Origin of the sequence: Paenibacillus protaetiae (assembly GCF_004135365.1) — a bacterium.
GTDB classification, from domain to species: domain Bacteria; phylum Bacillota; class Bacilli; order Paenibacillales; family Paenibacillaceae; genus Paenibacillus_AP; species Paenibacillus_AP protaetiae.
The window spans coordinates 3,363,151-3,379,229 of record NZ_CP035492.1; the positions used below are offsets into that span (position 1 = coordinate 3,363,151).

The 16,079-nt window shown below is 51.9% G+C and carries 11 protein-coding genes; 4 read left to right on the forward strand and 7 right to left on the reverse strand.

Annotation, left to right across the window (positions count from 1 at the left end; translation table 11 throughout):
• Positions 1–231: 231 nt before the first annotated feature.
• Positions 232–1,728, forward strand: coding sequence for a glycosyltransferase (locus ET464_RS15575; protein ID WP_129442411.1), 1,497 nt, complete (start codon positions 232–234; stop codon positions 1,726–1,728).
• Between the two features lie 436 nt (positions 1,729–2,164).
• On the opposite strand, the gene ET464_RS15580 is transcribed toward ET464_RS15575, so the two are convergent.
• The 3 genes from ET464_RS15580 to gdhA form a co-directional block, all read right to left on the reverse strand.
• Complete coding sequence (locus ET464_RS15580; RefSeq protein ID WP_129444468.1) at positions 2,165–3,352, reverse strand: MFS transporter; 1,188 nt, start codon at positions 3,350–3,352, stop codon at positions 2,165–2,167.
• Between the two features lie 62 nt (positions 3,353–3,414).
• A complete protein-coding gene (locus ET464_RS15585) occupies positions 3,415–3,816 on the reverse strand; it encodes a MerR family transcriptional regulator (protein WP_129442413.1) in 402 nt (133 codons plus the stop codon).
• Between the two features lie 277 nt (positions 3,817–4,093).
• A complete protein-coding gene (gene gdhA, locus ET464_RS15590; RefSeq protein ID WP_129442416.1) occupies positions 4,094–5,476 on the reverse strand; it encodes an NADP-specific glutamate dehydrogenase in 1,383 nt (460 codons plus the stop codon).
• Between the two features lie 341 nt (positions 5,477–5,817).
• On the opposite strand from gdhA, the gene ET464_RS15595 reads away from it, so the two are divergent.
• Entirely contained in the window at positions 5,818–6,285 is a 468-nt protein-coding gene (locus ET464_RS15595; protein ID WP_129442418.1) for a heme-degrading domain-containing protein, read from the forward strand.
• A 179-nt stretch (positions 6,286–6,464) separates the two neighbouring features.
• Here ET464_RS15595 and ET464_RS15600 read toward each other — a convergent pair whose 3' ends face one another.
• The 4 genes from ET464_RS15600 to ET464_RS15615 form a co-directional block, all read right to left on the reverse strand.
• On the reverse strand, positions 6,465–7,928 hold the full coding sequence (locus ET464_RS15600; RefSeq protein WP_129442421.1) for an MDR family MFS transporter: 1,464 nt from the start codon (positions 7,926–7,928) through the stop codon (positions 6,465–6,467).
• 163 nt (positions 7,929–8,091) lie between these two features.
• Positions 8,092–9,144, reverse strand: coding sequence for an LLM class flavin-dependent oxidoreductase (locus ET464_RS15605; RefSeq protein ID WP_244226562.1), 1,053 nt, complete (start codon positions 9,142–9,144; stop codon positions 8,092–8,094).
• Between the two features lie 346 nt (positions 9,145–9,490).
• On the reverse strand, positions 9,491–10,702 hold the full coding sequence (locus tag ET464_RS15610; protein WP_129442424.1) for an MFS transporter: 1,212 nt from the start codon (positions 10,700–10,702) through the stop codon (positions 9,491–9,493).
• 185 nt (positions 10,703–10,887) lie between these two features.
• Positions 10,888–13,635, reverse strand: a complete 2,748-nt coding sequence (locus tag ET464_RS15615; RefSeq protein ID WP_244226563.1) for an S-layer homology domain-containing protein — start codon at positions 13,633–13,635, stop codon at positions 10,888–10,890.
• Between the two features lie 241 nt (positions 13,636–13,876).
• Here ET464_RS15615 and ET464_RS15620 point away from each other — a divergent pair, with 241 nt between their 5' ends.
• Both ET464_RS15620 and ET464_RS15625 read left to right on the forward strand, forming a co-directional pair.
• On the forward strand, positions 13,877–14,893 hold the full coding sequence (locus ET464_RS15620) for an SDR family oxidoreductase (RefSeq protein WP_129442426.1): 1,017 nt from the start codon (positions 13,877–13,879) through the stop codon (positions 14,891–14,893).
• Between the two features lie 9 nt (positions 14,894–14,902).
• Entirely contained in the window at positions 14,903–16,003 is a 1,101-nt protein-coding gene (locus tag ET464_RS15625) for a Gfo/Idh/MocA family protein (protein ID WP_129442429.1), read from the forward strand.
• The last annotated feature ends 76 nt before the right edge of the window (positions 16,004–16,079 follow it).

Below are 16,079 nucleotides of genomic sequence, written 5' to 3' on the forward strand. Positions count from 1 at the left end.
TTGTGTAAACGGCGCCTTAATTGTTAGCTGCGTGCTAACGGTTGGGGAGCTGCTGCCGCAAGGCAGCTTTTTTTTCAGGCAAACATGTATGGCAGGATGAGTAAAATAGGCGGGTCCATTTTGCGGACCCTCAGGCAGCTGCCTTTACCAAATGGCGCAGCTTTCCATATAAATGAATCGTCTGGTTATTAGTTGATCGAGATATCCATCATGGTGAGGTGAGCACACGGGATGATTGAGCTCGCAATGACGTTCCACGACCGAAACGGCAAATATACAGAGCACGCCGGTGTCGTTCTTGCATCTGTATTTAAAAATACAAAGTCGCCAATAAATGTTCATATTTTGCATGACGAATCCTTGAATGAAGTGAACAAATTCCGGCTCGTTGAACTGGCCAGGCGTTACAAGCATGATATTTATTTCTACTCCGTGACGTTGCCGGACGATTTGCTTGCAGCGGCGGAGGCGGCGGAGAAAGTTCATACCTGGTCGCTCGCCAGCATTTACAGGCTGATGCTTCCTAAGCTTATTATGAAAGATAAAACATTATATCTGGATTGCGACTTATTGGTTACGATGGATATTACCGACTTGTGGAAAACCGACCTTGGCCGACATTATTTGGCGGCGACATGGGATCAGGGCATTTTGCAAGTAGCGGATGAAGTTGCCGTATTTGGGCTTGACCCTGCCGTATACTTTAATTCCGGCGTCATATTATTTGATCTGGACAATATCCGCAAAAAAGAAGGCTGGTACGAGGATATTTTAACGTTCCTGCGCACTTACCCCAAAACCACATTGCCGGATCAGGATATTCTCAATTCCGTATTCGGCAAGCAATACCTTCCGATGCCGGAACGCTTTAATACATTTGTCGATCCGGATGAAAATATATCATACGAAGATAAAATTCTTCATTTCGCCGGAGAATTAAAATGTTGGGACCCTCAGTCGCCGGGTTTCCCTTTATACAGCCATTACCGCGAGTTTACGCCGTGGGGCAGCCATACCGGCGAGGATGCCGATAGAACGGCGCATTCGCGGATTGAAGGGCCGCCCGTTATGATCGACAAATTTGTTTCTCCTGCCCAAGCACGGCCGGGCGAGACGGTCTGGTTTAATTTGGAGGTGCGCAATGAAAGCGGCGCCGATCTGACCGGAGTCCGGCTCACTGATTCGCTGCGCGGCACCATCGAATGGTTTGACCGGCTTGCAGCCGGTGCAAGCTTGTGGCTGAGCTGGCCGTATATGATCGCCAAAGATGAAAGGCCGGGCAGCACGATCTCCAGCACAACGGAGCTGAAAGCCGACACGATTCAGCCTTTGCAAGCAAAAGCTGCGGTGACCGTAGCCGCCGCATCTCAGGCTGCAGCGGCCAAGTTTGAAGAGGCGGAAGTTAATTTTAACTTCCCCATTCCGATATGGCCGCATCTTCGCCATACAGGGATAACGACGAGGCCTTTATTGCTGAAGAAAAAGGCGGGAAAAAAGCCGAAACCAAAGCTGACACGGAAACCAGTTGCCAAAACGAAACGGAAACCGAAAGGGAAGCTTAAGCAAAGGCTTGTACCCGGCGCACGCCTTGAGCGGAAGAAGCTGGCTGCAAAGAAGAAGAGCGTCAGCCGCCAGCCGCGCCGCACCGTAGTTTATGCCACACCCCGCGCCCATGGCTTGCCGGTAAAATTTATAAAACATCATGAACCTGGCAAGGCTTCGGCATAGGCTGCCGCAAGCCTTTTGTTTTTGCACAGCAATAGACAAGCAATAGGATGAATGTTGTTGATTGCTGCTCAAGATGTAAATAGGCATTTGATTTTGCTCTAAAAAGGACGTTTGAGACGAACAACTGCAAATATGCAGGTAATTCCTTTGAAAAATCACATGTTGTGCGGTTTCAGCTATCATTAGCTGCATATTTGCATGTAAAGTCCAATTTCAGCGAAAAATAGCTGAAATCACCTGCATTTTTGCAGTTGTTGCTTCCACCGGTCTCCGGCTTTGTTCCCGAAGCCGGCTGCACAGCTTGGCCTTGCGCTCAAAACCGGGCATTCGACGCTAGAGCAACGCCCGGGGTTCGGCTCGGACAGACGCAAACAAATGGTGCGGCAGGAATTAACCGTGCCGCACCATTTGTTTTTATCCAGGTATGCTTTTTATATTAATGGCCGCCGGCATGGTCGACATGCTTCACATGCTTGTGGTTAGCCAAAATGAACAGCACCGACAGGATCACGAACCCTGCGCCAACGTAAAACGGTACATGCGGGTTGAACCATTCGGCAAGTTTGCCTGCGAAATAAGGAGCGATTGCGCCGCCTACAAAACGAAGGAAGCTGTACGCTGCCGAAGCGGTGGAGCGTTCAACCGGCGCCGCGTTCATAACGCCTGTTGTAATCAGCGTGTTGTTATTGCCAAGCAAAGCGCCGGCAAAAATAATGGCAGCGATGATAACCCATTGCTTGTCGGTCCAGATGGCCATAGCAAGCAGCGTCAAACCAAATAAAGTCAGCATCGCTGCCATTGATTTGACGGTGCCGAATTTCCGCTGCAGCCAAGGCGCCATAAATACCGACGTAATCGCCAGCAGAAGGCCCCAGCCAAGAAATACATAGCCAAGCTGATGGATGTTCAGGCCTTCCAATACAAATGGCCCAAAGGCAAGCAGGGTAAAGAAGCCGAAGTTGTAGAAACAAGCTGTCAAACCAAAAACAACAAGGGAACGGTGTTTCATCGCGCGGAACGGATCAAGCAGCGAAGTTTTTTTCACCGGCGCTTTCACGCCTGCTGCAGGCGCTCCGGCGTTTCTAGGCATCATGACCAGAATGGCGATGAAAGCAATGACCATCAATGTAGCGACACCCATGAATGGGCCTCTCCACGAGATCGAACCAAGCTCGCCGCCGGCAAGCGGGCCAACGGAAATGCCAAGGCCGATTGCCGCTTCATATAAAATAATCGCTTTCGCAACGCCGCTTGTGGACAGCGATACGATTGCCGTCAAAGCCGTTGCTACGAAAAAGGCATTGCCTAGACCCCAGCCGGCGCGAAGGCCGACGAGCACCCAAATATTGTTCGACATGCCGCCGAGGAAAGAGAAGATCGCGATAATAACAACGCCAAGCAGCAGCGTTTTTTTTATGCCGATACGGGAAGTTACGGTGCCGGTAATGAGCATGGCTACGGCCATGACGGCATTATAGCTTGTAAAAAGCAAGCTGACCTGGCTTGGGGTAGCTTCCAGTTTCACAGCAATTTCTTTCAGGATCGGATCTACGAGACCCAGACCCATAAAGGCGATGATACCGGCAAAAAATACAGCCCATACGGCACGCGGCTGGCTTAACATTCCGCCTTGGGCGGGAATAGAGGCCGGTGCGGTTTTTGCATTTGTGGTTGCCACGGAAAATGTCACTCCATATCGTTTAAAAGTTTAGTTTTTGCTGCCAACAGCTTTTCATTGAGTTGATTCAAGTCCGCTCGTACCGCATTGATCTTTTCCAGCTTCTGATCGAGCAGATGCAGCTGCTCGCTGATGGTCTGCTCCATCTCTGCGATTTTGTTTAATCGGGTTGCGTTGTCTTCCGTCTGCCTGATCTCGGCTCTTTGATTGTTGAACTGTTCCCCAATGGCTACAAACTGCTGAAGCTCCTGCAAGGAGAAGCCAAGCACATCGCGGGCGTTGATCAGCCGATTGAGGTGTTCCACATGCTTGTCGGTATAGAGCCGGAATCCGCCTACACTCCGTTCCGGTGGAGGAAGCAGCCCGATTTCTTCATAATAACGAAGGGTCCGCTTCGTTAATCCGACCATGTTAGCTACGTCCTCAATTCTATAGATGAGTATCCCACCTTTCTTCTAATTTACAATTGTGCCCTGTAGTGTAAAATAGCACATCATTAATCTTAACGTCAACGTTAAGTTTGAAAAAAATGAGAACAAATTTACGTTATGATCCAAAAACGTAGCGGAACGCATTATTTTGCAGCTGCGTTTCAGGCAAAAAAAAATCGCCCCCGGGCTGCCAAGCAGGCCGCCGGGGACGATTGGTTGTGAAAGGAATCAACGAATACAGAAGGGCAATAAGCGGTTAAATAACGCCTTGCGCAAGCATAGCGTCGGCTACTTTAAGGAAGCCGGCAATGTTGGCGCCTACGACAAGATTGCCGGGATGGCCGTATTCTTCCGCCGCTTTCATGCTGCTCTGGTAGATGTTGGTCATAATGTCATGCAGCTTGGCATCCACCTCTTCGAAAGTCCATGCCAGACGCATGCTGTTTTGTGCCATTTCCAGCGCGGAGACGGATACGCCGCCTGCGTTAGCCGCTTTGGCAGGTCCAAACAAAACGCCGTTTGCCAGGAACAGGTCAATCGCTTCCAGCGTAGACGGCATGTTTGCGCCTTCGCCAATCGCTTTAACGCCGTTCGCGATCAAAATTTTGGCCGATTGATCGTCAATTTCATTTTGCGTTGCACAGGGCAAAGCGATATCGCAAGGGATCGTCCAGATGCCGGTGCAGCCTTCATAGTATTCGGCTGTTGGACGGGCTTTTGCATATTCGGAAATCCGTTTCCGCTCTACTTCTTTCAGCTGGATAACCGTTTCGAGGTCAATGCCGTTCGGATCATAAACATAACCGTTGGAGTCGCTGCAAGCAACCACTTTAGCGCCAAGCTCCATCGCTTTTTTCATCGCGTAGATCGACACATTGCCGGAGCCGGACACAATAACCGTGCTGCCGTTAAACGACAAACCTTTGTCGCTCAGCATCTCTTTCACGAAATAAACGCAGCCGTAGCCGGTAGCTTCGGTACGGGCCAGGCTTCCGCCGTAGCCAATGCCTTTGCCTGTCAGCACGCCGGCTTCAGAACCGCCGCGCATCCGTTTGTATTGCCCATACATATAACCGATTTCACGGCCGCCGACGCCGATGTCGCCGGCCGGAACGTCAACGTCCGGGCCGATATATTTGGACAGTTCGGTCATGAAGCTTTGTGTGAAGCGCATGACTTCATTGTCGGATTTGCCTTTTGGATCAAAGTCGGAACCGCCTTTGCCGCCGCCGATCGGCTGGCCGGTCAAAGAGTTTTTGAAAATTTGCTCGAAGCCGAGGAATTTGATAATGCTGGCATTAACAGACGGGTGGAAGCGGAGACCGCCTTTGTAAGGCCCGATGGCGCTGTTGAACTGCACGCGGAAGCCGCGGTTTACTTGCACTTTGCCTTGATCATCGACCCAAGGCACACGGAACGATATCAGTCTTTCCGGTTCGGAGATCCGTTCGAGTATCGCATTTTCTTTGTACTTCGGGTGTTTGGCGAAAACAGGAACAAGAGAGTCAAAAATTTCTTTTACAGCTTGATGAAATTCATATTCGCCCGGATTGCGCTTTTTGACGGTCTCATACACTTCATGGACATACTCGCGGGCAGCTTGCAAAGATTCTTGTTTCAATTCTTGAACAGTACTCATGTTTGCCACTGTCTTCCTTTTCTTTTAAATTTGTTGTTCATTCCTTCACTGCATCAATGCTTTAGTGTCACGCATTAGGACGACGCAAAAAGTCTTTCCCGAACAAAAAACCGCATTTATTTGAATAAAAATGCAATCTTTTAAACATTTCGGGAAGCTCTTCTAGTCACTTCTTTGTAATTATATACGAAAAACCGAATATTTGCACCATCATACATTTTCCTTGCACTATTTTACGTATATTCGATTTTCGACCCGATGTAGCAAGCGCTCTGAGACCTGTTTTCGTGCTAAAATGGTGAAGTAAACAGGATATCAATATGGTGGAGAAGGGGAGCCCGATGAGCGAATTATTGAATACGCTGCTTGAACAGGAAGAGGATCTGCAATTTGATGCTTTTTTGAATGAGGACGCACTTCAGTTAGGCTTAACCATCATCGAACTTGCGAAAGCGGAGTTTCAGAAGGGAATTGCGGTACATATCGAAAACGACCAGCATCCGCTGTTTACGCACTATATGGCGGGAACAAACGAAGGCAACAGCTATTGGATTAAAACGAAGAAAAACGTGGTGAACCATTTTGGCCACAGCTCCCTGTACGTAGGCGAAAGCTATAAAGCCAAAGGGACAACCTTCAAGGAAAGCGCCGGCCTGCCGGAATCGGATTACCAAGGCGAAGGAGGGTCGTTCCCGATTATCGTCCGCGGCGCCGGCAAGATCGGCACGGTGACGGTTACCGGCTTAACGGGCGAAGAAGATCATTATTTGGCGGCAGAAGGCATTCGCCGTTATTTGAACCGCGCTTAGGGTTAATTTTATGCGGCTCTTCATGAGCCTGTCTGCCATCGCCTTGGTCAAAATAAGCATTACATGTCCGTCGCCGCGCAGCGGTTCCGGCAGTTTGTGATGGATTATTTCGGGCGGCTGGAAGGGCCCCGGAATGGGGCAGGCAGGCCCGAATGATAAAAAGAAGAAACCGCCGCGCATTAGGATGCGCTGACGGTTTCTTCTTTTTTGGACAATATTTCTTTGCGCAAAAACCAGCAAATAAAGAAGGCGGCAATTACAAATACAAAGGAGATCGCAAACATGTTATGGAAGGACTCCGTGAACACGGTCCGGATTTGCAGCAGCAGATCGGGCGCGATATCCTGCGGAATGCCGCCGGTCTCAATATGCTCTGCCCCTTCAGGCAGCTGGCTGCTTATGCCTGCAATGCCTTCCTTAATATGGCGGGACAGCAGGCTGCCGAATACGCTGAGCCCGATGGTAGCGCCAAGCGACTGGACCAGCTGCACGGTCGACAAGGCGATGCCGCTGTCTTTGGCTGCAACCGATTCCTGCACGATCAGATTGTCGCCGCCAAACAAAGCGCCAAGCCCGACGCCAAGCACAAAGAAGCTGATGATGACGTACAAGACGGTAACGCTGACCGACAGATTCATCAGCATGAAAAATCCGACAATCGGCAGCAGGAACGATACGATAAACAGGTTCCGGTAGGCGATCTTTGTAATAAGGAAGCCGTTAACGATACTCGATGGAATCGCCCCGCCCATAAATGCCAGCATTAAATAACCGGCCCCAGTAGGGGTAAGCCCCATTACGTTTTGCGCGAAAAACGGGAACAAGGAGATGCCGCCCATCAGACCCAGCATCAGGACAAATACTAGTAAGGACAATACGACAACGTTCCGGTTTTTGAACAAATGCAGCGGAATAATCGGTTCCTTCGCTTTCGATTCGATGATGATCAGCAGGATGGTCATGATCACAAATAGAGCCAGCAGGCCGACGATGACCGGAGATCCCCATGAATAACCTTGGTTATCGACCAGCACCGGAGCCATCAGCAGCGAGAATAACGCCAGCATAAGGGTCGCCGCGCCAAGCCAGTCGATGGAGCGTTTCTCTTCGGCGATGGATTCGCGCATGCCGCCAGCCATCACGGCTGCTGAGATCAGGCCGATCGGGATGTTAATCAGGAATACCCAGTGCCAATTGACATGCCCGACCAGATAGCCGCCGACCGTTGGTCCAAGCAGTTGGGGCAAAATCATAAGCGGCCCCATCAAGCTTTGAATTTTGGCCCGCTGCTCCAGCGGGAACGATTCGCCGATAATGACCAGCGCAAGCGGCATAAGCCCGCCGGCGCCGATGCCCTGAACGCCCCGGCCGATCAGCAGCCAGGTCATCGAGCCAGCCAGACCGCTGATGATGGAGCCGGCCATAAACAAGCCCATACAAGTCAAGTACACCCGCTTGCGGCCGTATATATCGGCGAGTTTGCCGATAATCGGCATAAACATCGTGACGGCAAGCATATAAATGCCGGCTACCCAGCCGTACAAAGCAAGGCCGTGAAGCTCGCGTATAATGGTTGGCATGGCGGTAGAAACGACCGTTTCGTCCAGCTCGGAGAATATAAGGCCAAGAGCCAGGCCGATCATGACGAGCAGTTTGTTGTTTTGTTTCTTTTGCAGTGAAATGGGAAGTCACCTCAGTTCTGTAAGTTGCGTTAAGCTTACGACAACTTTATAAACTCAGTTTAAATAGACAGCAAACAAGCCCGCCGGACAGGCCGGCAGGCTGTAAAGGCGGATATGCTTTTATTTACGCTAACGCTTTGCGTACAAGCGGAGCTACTTTTGTTCCAAGCAGCTCAATGGCATGCAGCACTTCTTTATGCGGCATTGTGCCTACATTAACATGAAGGAAAAAGCGGTCCACGCCCAGGTTTTGGCGAAGCAGCACAATCTTCTCCGCCACATATTCCGGATCGCCGACATAAAGCGCGCCGCGCATGCTCCGTGCAGCATCAAACGCTTCGCGGGTATAAGCCGGCCATCCCCGCTCACGTCCAAGAACGGTCATTTGCGCCTGTGTGGACGGGAAAAATAAGTCGGCCGCCTGCTCCGTCGTATCCGCAATGAAGCCATGCGAATGGGTAGCAATCTGCAGCTTGCTTGGATCATGGCCGGCGCGCGCCGCCGCTTGCTTGTACAGGTTAACCAACGGAGCGAACTTCTCCGGCATGCCGCCAATGATGGCGAACGCAATCGGCAAGCCCAGTACGCCCGCGCGGATCGCCGATTCCGGGTTGCCGCCGCTTGCAATCCATACGGGAAGCGGGTCCTGCACGGAACGGGGGTAGACGCCAAGATTGTGAATAGCCGGTCGATGCTTGCCCTGCCACGTCACCTTCTCCGATTGGCGGATGGCGAGCAGAAGGTCCAATTTCTCTTCAAACAGTTCGTCATAATCTTGAAGGTCATAGCCGAACAGCGGGAATGATTCGATAAAGGAGCCGCGTCCCGCCATAATTTCCGCACGGCCGTTCGAGATGCCGTCCAGTGTCGAAAATGATTCATAAACACGGACCGGGTCATCCGAGGACAAGACGGTGACGGCGCTGGTCAAGCGAATCCGTTTGGTCAGTCCGGCTGCGGCTGCCAGCACGACTGCGGGAGCCGTTCCCGCATAGTCTGCGCGGTGATGTTCGCCGATGCCGTATACATCCAGTCCAACCTGGTCGGCTAATACTATTTCTTCAACGGCATTGCGCAGCCGTTCGGCATGGTTGTACGGCTGTCCCGTAACCGGATCAGGCGTAGCCTCCAGAAACGTGCTGATGCCGATTTCCATAGCGGGAGCTTTATTGGTCATAAGTGCTGATCTCCTTTTGATTGGCTATTGTATGAGTAATTACTCAATAATTTATGGTTTCTCAACTATAGTAAGCTATTTTGAGGACAGAGTACAGAACAACTCGTAGGGTTGCGAATTGCGCCTCCAATTATACGGCCGATAGGAACACAACAAACGGCTGATTGCTCAGCCGCCCCACTATTTAAGTATGCAATTGGAGCCTGCCGTAATTATGTATGAAATATGGATAGCCGGAGCAGGCAGTTAGAGCGGCGGCTGCAAACATGAGGCAAGAGTCTATACAAAAAGCAGAGACCCGGCAATAAGCGGGATCTCTGCTTTACGAAAAACACCGGTCAGCTATTTAGGCTTTTTCATTAGCCGCTCTGCGTTCCGCTATAAAGCCGGCTGCGCCAACGGCCAGCGCAAGTGCGACAAGGATAGCTCCGGTCCATGGCAGGGAGGAAAGGGACATGTTCGTAATGACCCAGCCGCCGACGAAAGCGCCGGCCGCATTGCCCAAATTGCCGGCAGAGTGGCTGGAGGTGGAAGCGAGCGCCGGAGCCCCTTTGGCAACGCTCATGATGCGGACCTGCAAGCCCGGCATGACGGCAAACGAGCCTGCCCCCCACAAAAAGATCGTGACCACCGCAGCCGCTTCATTATGAATCGTAAATGTCAGCGCGGTCAGCGCAAGTACGATGAAGGCGTATGTGCCGAGTATCGACGGCATAAGCCGCCAATCCGCCAGTTTGCCGCCAATGATGTTGCCTACCGTTACGCCGATGCCGAACAGCACAAGGATCCACGTGACATTATGCTCGGCGAAGCCGGTTACTTCTACAAGAAGCGGTGTTACATACGTAAAGACGGCGAACAGCCCGGCGTTGCCCAGCGCGCAAATGAGCAGAAACATCGCCAGCTTCCGGTTCGCCAGCGCCGCAATTTGCTGCTTGATTCCCATTGGTTTCTCCTGCGGGAGCTTAGGGATAAGAGCGATAATGCCCAGCAGCGCAATAACGCCCATGATGGCAATGGAAGCAAATGAAGCGCGCCAGCCCAAGTTTTGCCCGATGTAGGTGCCAAGCGGCACGCCAAGAATGTTGGCGATCGTCAAGCCGGCCATCATAATGGAGACGGCGCCGGCGCGTTTGTCGGGGCGCACCAGGTTGGAGGCGATAACGGCCCCCACGCCAAAAAAAGTCCCGTGCGTCAAGGCAGTAACGATACGGGCGGCCATCAGCACGGCGTAATTCGGCGCAAATACCGAAATGCCGTTGCCGAAAATAAACAGCAGCATGAGCAGGCACAGCAGTTTTTTTTGCGGAATGCGCTGCGTGAGGACGGTTAAGACAGGCGCGCCAACCGCTACCCCAAGCGCGTACATTGTAATCAGCTGGCCGGCCGAGGCGATCGAAACTTTCAAATCCTCCGCCACATTAGGCAAAATGCCCATAATAACAAACTCGGTCATTCCGATGGCGAAGGCGCCGACCGTAAGCGACAGCAGCGAGACCGGGAACTTTTCTTTCGCCGGCTGTTGTTTAAGCCCGGTTGTTGCATGAGAAATTTCCATGATGCCTGTTTCAACCTTTCTGATATCGATAAGCTTTCGACAAGCGTTATCACATCTATACAAAATGAAACGAAAAAAGATTCGCTTCCTATTATTTATTTTTTGACAAGTATAATCAACCTCAACTTTTGGGAAAATGAACAAACCCGTCCAGAAGGAACGGGTTTGTTCTGAAATAAAACGATCTAATTCAAGCTGCCGAGAAGCCCGTTAATGAGGGTAACAGCTTCTGCTCTTGTTGCGGTTTGTGTTGGCGCAAACAGGTTTTGGCCGACGCCGTGTACCAGATTCGCTTTAACGGCCGCTGCAATGTAAGGGACGGCCCAGGCAGGGATGTCTTTCGCATCGGCAAAGGCAAGCGTAGCATTCGGATCAACGGCAATGCCGCTCGCGCGGACGATCATAGCTACCAGTTCTGCACGGCTCAGCGGATTGGCAGCGCCAAAGGAGCCGTCTTCATAACCGCTGATCACGCCAGCTTGTGCAGCAGCTGCAACGTACTGGGCAGCCCAATCCGGAATCTGGCCAGCGTCTGTAAAGCTCAGGCTGCTGCTCGATGCGGTAAGCTTCATCGCCCGTGCAATCATCGTAATAAACTCGGCACGGTTGACGATTTGGTTCGGACGGAAGGAGCCGTCTTCATAACCGTTAATATATCCGGTTTGGATCGCTTGTTCGATAGCCGATTGCGCCCAGTGGCCGGTAATATCATGCAGATTGACAGATGGGACCGGCTGGGTCGGTTGAGAAGGCTCAGAAGGAACCGTTGGCGTGTCGTTGCCGGAGCCATTGCCGGAGCCATTGCCGGAGCCGTTGCCGGAACCGTTATCGGAGCCGTTGCCGGAGCCATTGCCGGAGCCATTGCCGGAACCGTTATCGGAGCCGTTGTCCGAGCCATTGCCGGAACCGTCGCCGGAGCCGTTGTCCGAGCCATTGCCGGAACCGTCGCCGGAGCCGTTGTCAGCTGCTTTGCTGATGCCAAATGTATCTATTACAAATGGCTCACTGCTCTTGTGCGCATCGATTTCATAGGAAACGGCTGTCAGCTTGTCTCCGTCGATCGTAATGCCTACAAAATTTTGCACTTGGCCGCGGGCTTCGCTTGTTGTATCGCCGTAAACTCTTGAATGGTTTTCTTCGTTGCGGTCAAACAGGCTCAAGTATTCGTCTGAAAGACCCGTATTTTTGAAGTAGACCTTTGCCCCTGCCGTTTCCGGAATCAAGTAGATGGTGCCGTCCGGATTCACCGAGTAATTGATGGACTGTCCGTTTACGGTCTCGGTAATGACAGCCGGGGTTTCTGCTGTACCATCTTGTTTGATTGGTTTCGTGCGGGCGTAAATATGGTCATGGCCCTGCAGCACGAGGTCTACGCCAAGCTCGTTCATCAGCGGCGCAATGGTCGTTCTTTCGCCGTTGGTTCCGGCAATATCGCTGTCTGTCGAATGATTAGCCGTTGTGTAAGGGCCTTTATGAATGTTGACGATAATCCACTGGATGCCTTTTGCTTTGGCTGCTGCGATATCATCTTTCAGCCATTGGATTTGCTCCGGCGAGAAGTTTTTGTAATCGGTAGAGTTTTCGTTGGAATCCAATACGATAAAATGCGCATTGCTGTAATCATACGAATAATAAGCGCCGTCTACCGTTTGTGAGCCCGCAGGAGCCGCTACATTAAAGTGCTGATAAAAAGCAGAGTTTTTGACATCATGATTGCCCGAAGCCGGAACGATCGTCGTATGCATCAGGCTTTCTTCCGAACTGCCAAGCAGCCACTCCCATTCCTGTTCCGTTGTGCCATGCTCGACCACATCTCCGTTATGCATGACGAATTCTGCATTAGGTACGGTCTCCAGGGCGGTTTTGATCGTATGCGCGGAAATCTCAGCTTCTTCCAAGTCCTGTGCTTGTGTATCCGTCAGGTCGATGAAGGAGAAAGCGCCGCCTGTAGGGGCAGTCTCAAACGTTCCGGCCTCGCTCCATGCATTCAGTGTTTTGTCGCCTACCCGGAAGTAATAAGCGGTATCCGGCTGCAAGCCGTCAGCTTTTGCTTTATGCGAATACTGCGAAGCATCGTTTCCGGACACCTGTTCAGCGCCTTCGAATTCCAAGGCATTCGTAAAGTCAGGCGTGTCGCTTGTTTTCTCCACGACTTGCAGCGTGCTGTCTTTGGAAGAAAGCGGCGTATACCAGGTAAAACCTTTGGAGGTGGTAGGGTCGCCGTTAAACGTCACCGTTACCTTGCTTACGTCTACTGGCGGAGCATCCGGGATTGCAGTAAGGGACATGTCGAAGTACAGGTCCGAGCTGCCTTTGGTCGATTGATGCACTTCAACGGCAATATCGTTATCGCCCTGCCGCAGAACAGCTTTGAGCGCACTTGTCAGATCAACATTTGCAAAATTGCTGGGTTTATCTAAATTGGTTGTTGCCACAGTTGAATACGTAATGTCACCGGTCTCCGGCATGCTGAACCGCTTCACTTCAACGCCGTTCACATACAGCACGGCACCGTCGTCAACAGCAAAGTTGCCAAGAATTTGCCAATAGTTGTTCACCTTGTCCATATCGTCAATCGTTAAAGTAGTATGGAAATAGGTCGTTATGTATTTATTGCTTTTATCGCTGCCGTAGCTCACATTCGTTTTTAACGAGCCGAACAAGTCCGAGGAAACGCCTGCGCCGGAATCTTTAAAACCAAGCGGAGCTTGCCCGCTATTCCAAGCGGAGCCGTCCGATGCATCTTTCCAGTTTTGCCCATCGAGATTGTTGCCAAGATCATTGAATTGCCATGTAGTGTCGCCGGCTAACAGTACGACAGGCTCACTGCTTGCTGCAGCTGCTGCATGATGCGGCGGCACCGCATTCAGCATGCCGAGAGCAAGGGCCGGAGTAAGCAGAACAGCAAATGGTTTTACATATTTTTGTTTCATGTCAGTCTCCTTTGTTAATCTAAGTTTGATAATGAGTCCGAGCTAGATTAACAACCGAATGTTAAGGGTTTGTTTCGGCGGCGTTTAAATTTTGTAAATAAAAAAGAAAGATATGGCGGACATCCGTGTCTATTTAAGGGCTGGAAGGAAAGGAAAAGGTTGTTTTGACGGTAAACGCATGCTATCTTAAACTGTGAAAAGCGGGACCGTATTGTTTGAAAATATGCCGGAGGTGGAAAAAATGAAAGCGCTTTTTATTGGAGGAACAGGAACGATCAGCTCTGCTATTACGAGGCAGCTCCTGGAGCAAGGCTGTGAGCTTTATCTGCTCAACAGAGGGAGCCGGAATGCGGGTTTGCCGGCCGGAGCCAAAGTCATTACAGCGGATATCCGCGACGAGGAGCAGGTTGCCAAGCTGATAGAAGGCATGGCTTTCGACGTTGTTGCAGACTTTATCGCTTTTGAGCCGGCGCAGCTGGAGCGCGATTACCGTCTGTTCAACGGCAAAACAAAGCAGTTTATTTTTATAAGCTCGGCTTCGGCCTATCAAACGCCATTATCCGATTACCGTATTACGGAAGGAACGCCGTTATCGAATCCGTATTGGCAATATTCGCGCAACAAAATCGCCTGCGAAGATTATTTGATGAAGCTGTACCGCGAAGAAGGGTTCCCGGTTACGATTGTGCGCCCGAGCCATACATACGACGAACGCTCCATTCCGCTTGGCGTACACGGCAGCAAAGGCACCTGGCAGGTCGCAAAGCGGATGCTGGAGAACAAGCCGGTTATTATTCACGGGGACGGGACATCGCTTTGGACGATGACGCATAACAGCGATTTTGCCAAAGGTTTTATCGGACTGATGGGCAACCTGCATGCGATCGGCGAAGCGGTGCAAATTACGTCCGATGAGACGGTGACGTGGAACCAGATTTATGAAGCGATCGCGGACGCGCTTGGCGTGAAGCTGAACGCTGTTCATGTCGCTTCGGAGTTTCTGGACGCCTGCAGCACAGAAGATTACAGGGGCGGCCTGCTTGGCGACAAAGCCAACTCCGTTGTATTCGACAACAGCAAGCTGAAGCGGCTGGTCCCCGGCTTTGTGGCGGATACCCGTTTCGATCAAGGCGTGAAGCAAACCATCCGCTATATATTGGAGCACCCCGAGCATCAGGTTGAAGACCCGGAATTTGATGTATGGTGCGACCGTGTCATCGACGCTTTGCAGACGGCCGTGCAGGCTGTTAAAGGATAAGCGGCCGGCATGAATAAACCTATTGCATTCAGCATTGTGGGTGGAGCGGGCTTCCGCGCGCAATATTTTTTACGGATTGCCGAAGCGCTGCCGGAGTGGTTTCGCGTAAGCGGCCTTGTGGTGCGGGACAGCGTCAAAGGGCAGGCGATGAAGGAACGGTGGCGCGTACCGGTATACGCTTCGCTGGAGGAGCTGCTCGAGCGGGAGCATTCTGATTTTGCCGTGCTGGCGGTCAGTCCTTCTGTTGCAGCCGGCTATATGGAGCAGCTGGCGGAGCGGGGCGTGCCGATTTTGGCAGAAACGCCGCCGGCGGGGACGCTGGAGGAGCTGCTGGCGCTGAATGAGACAATGGCGCGGCTTGGCGCCAAAATCCAAATCGCCGAGCAATACCAGTTTCACCCGATCCAGCAGGCGCGGCTGGCCGTTATGGAGTCCGGCCGGATTGGGGCGGTCAGCCAAACGACCGTGTCCATCTCGCATTATTACCATGCGGTCAGCCTCATCCGTCAAATGCTTGGCGTCCGTTTCGAAGATGTGCGCGTTCAGGCGATGCAGTTTGATTCGGAATGGGTTGCCGGACCGGACCGGAGCGGCCCTCCGAAGGAGGATAAGCTCGCCAAGTCGGAGCGCGTGCTGGCTTGGCTGACGTTTGAAGGCAACAAGCTGGGCATTTACGATTTTACAAAAGACCAGCATCGCTCATGGACACGCTTCAACCATTTGAACGTCCGGGGCGAGCGGGGCGAAATATCCGACAACCGGATTACAGCGCAGGATCAGGCATGCCGGCAAGTCCGGATAGATCTCAAACGGATTAACAAAGGCGAATACGAAAATCAGGAAGGTTATTTCCTGCAGGGCATTATGGCAGGCGACCAATGGGTGTATGAGAATCCGTTTGCGCCCGGCAGATTGTACGACGATGAGATTGCCATTGCCGCCTGCTTGTTGAAAATGGGGCAATACGCGGCAGGGGGAAGCAGCTTCTACAGTTTGGCGGAAGCTTCACAGGATTGTTATATCGGGTGGCTGATTGAAGAAGCCGTTCGTACGGGAGAAACCATCCGGTCCGTACGGCAGCCTTGGAGCGAGGCGGGCATCAGCCGCTAAAATGCGGCAAATCGGAGCGGATCGGCGGCAGCTGTGACAGGCGGCGCATGGGAACGAATCGGCTTGGGCCGGCAGA

Bases quoted from the DNA above. Each gene is read 5' to 3' on its own strand.
- gdhA (WP_129442416.1), bottom strand. From the start codon at position 5,476: ATGAGTACTGTTCAAGAATTGAAACAAGAATCTTTGCAAGCTGCCCGC.
- ET464_RS15620 (WP_129442426.1), top strand. From the start codon at position 13,877: ATGAAAGCGCTTTTTATTGGAGGAACAGGAACGATCAGCTCTGCTATT.
- ET464_RS15585 (WP_129442413.1), bottom strand. From the start codon at position 3,816: ATGGTCGGATTAACGAAGCGGACCCTTCGTTATTATGAAGAAATCGGG.
- ET464_RS15580 (WP_129444468.1), bottom strand. From the start codon at position 3,352: ATGTTAAGCCAGCCGCGTGCCGTATGGGCTGTATTTTTTGCCGGTATC.
- ET464_RS15595 (WP_129442418.1), top strand. From the start codon at position 5,818: ATGAGCGAATTATTGAATACGCTGCTTGAACAGGAAGAGGATCTGCAA.
- ET464_RS15575 (WP_129442411.1), top strand. From the start codon at position 232: ATGATTGAGCTCGCAATGACGTTCCACGACCGAAACGGCAAATATACA.
- ET464_RS15605 (WP_244226562.1), bottom strand. From the start codon at position 9,144: ATGACCAATAAAGCTCCCGCTATGGAAATCGGCATCAGCACGTTTCTG.
- ET464_RS15610 (WP_129442424.1), bottom strand. From the start codon at position 10,702: ATGGAAATTTCTCATGCAACAACCGGGCTTAAACAACAGCCGGCGAAA.
- ET464_RS15625 (WP_129442429.1), top strand. From the start codon at position 14,903: ATGAATAAACCTATTGCATTCAGCATTGTGGGTGGAGCGGGCTTCCGC.
- ET464_RS15600 (WP_129442421.1), bottom strand. From the start codon at position 7,928: ATGATCGGCCTGGCTCTTGGCCTTATATTCTCCGAGCTGGACGAAACG.
- ET464_RS15615 (WP_244226563.1), bottom strand. From the start codon at position 13,635: ATGAAACAAAAATATGTAAAACCATTTGCTGTTCTGCTTACTCCGGCC.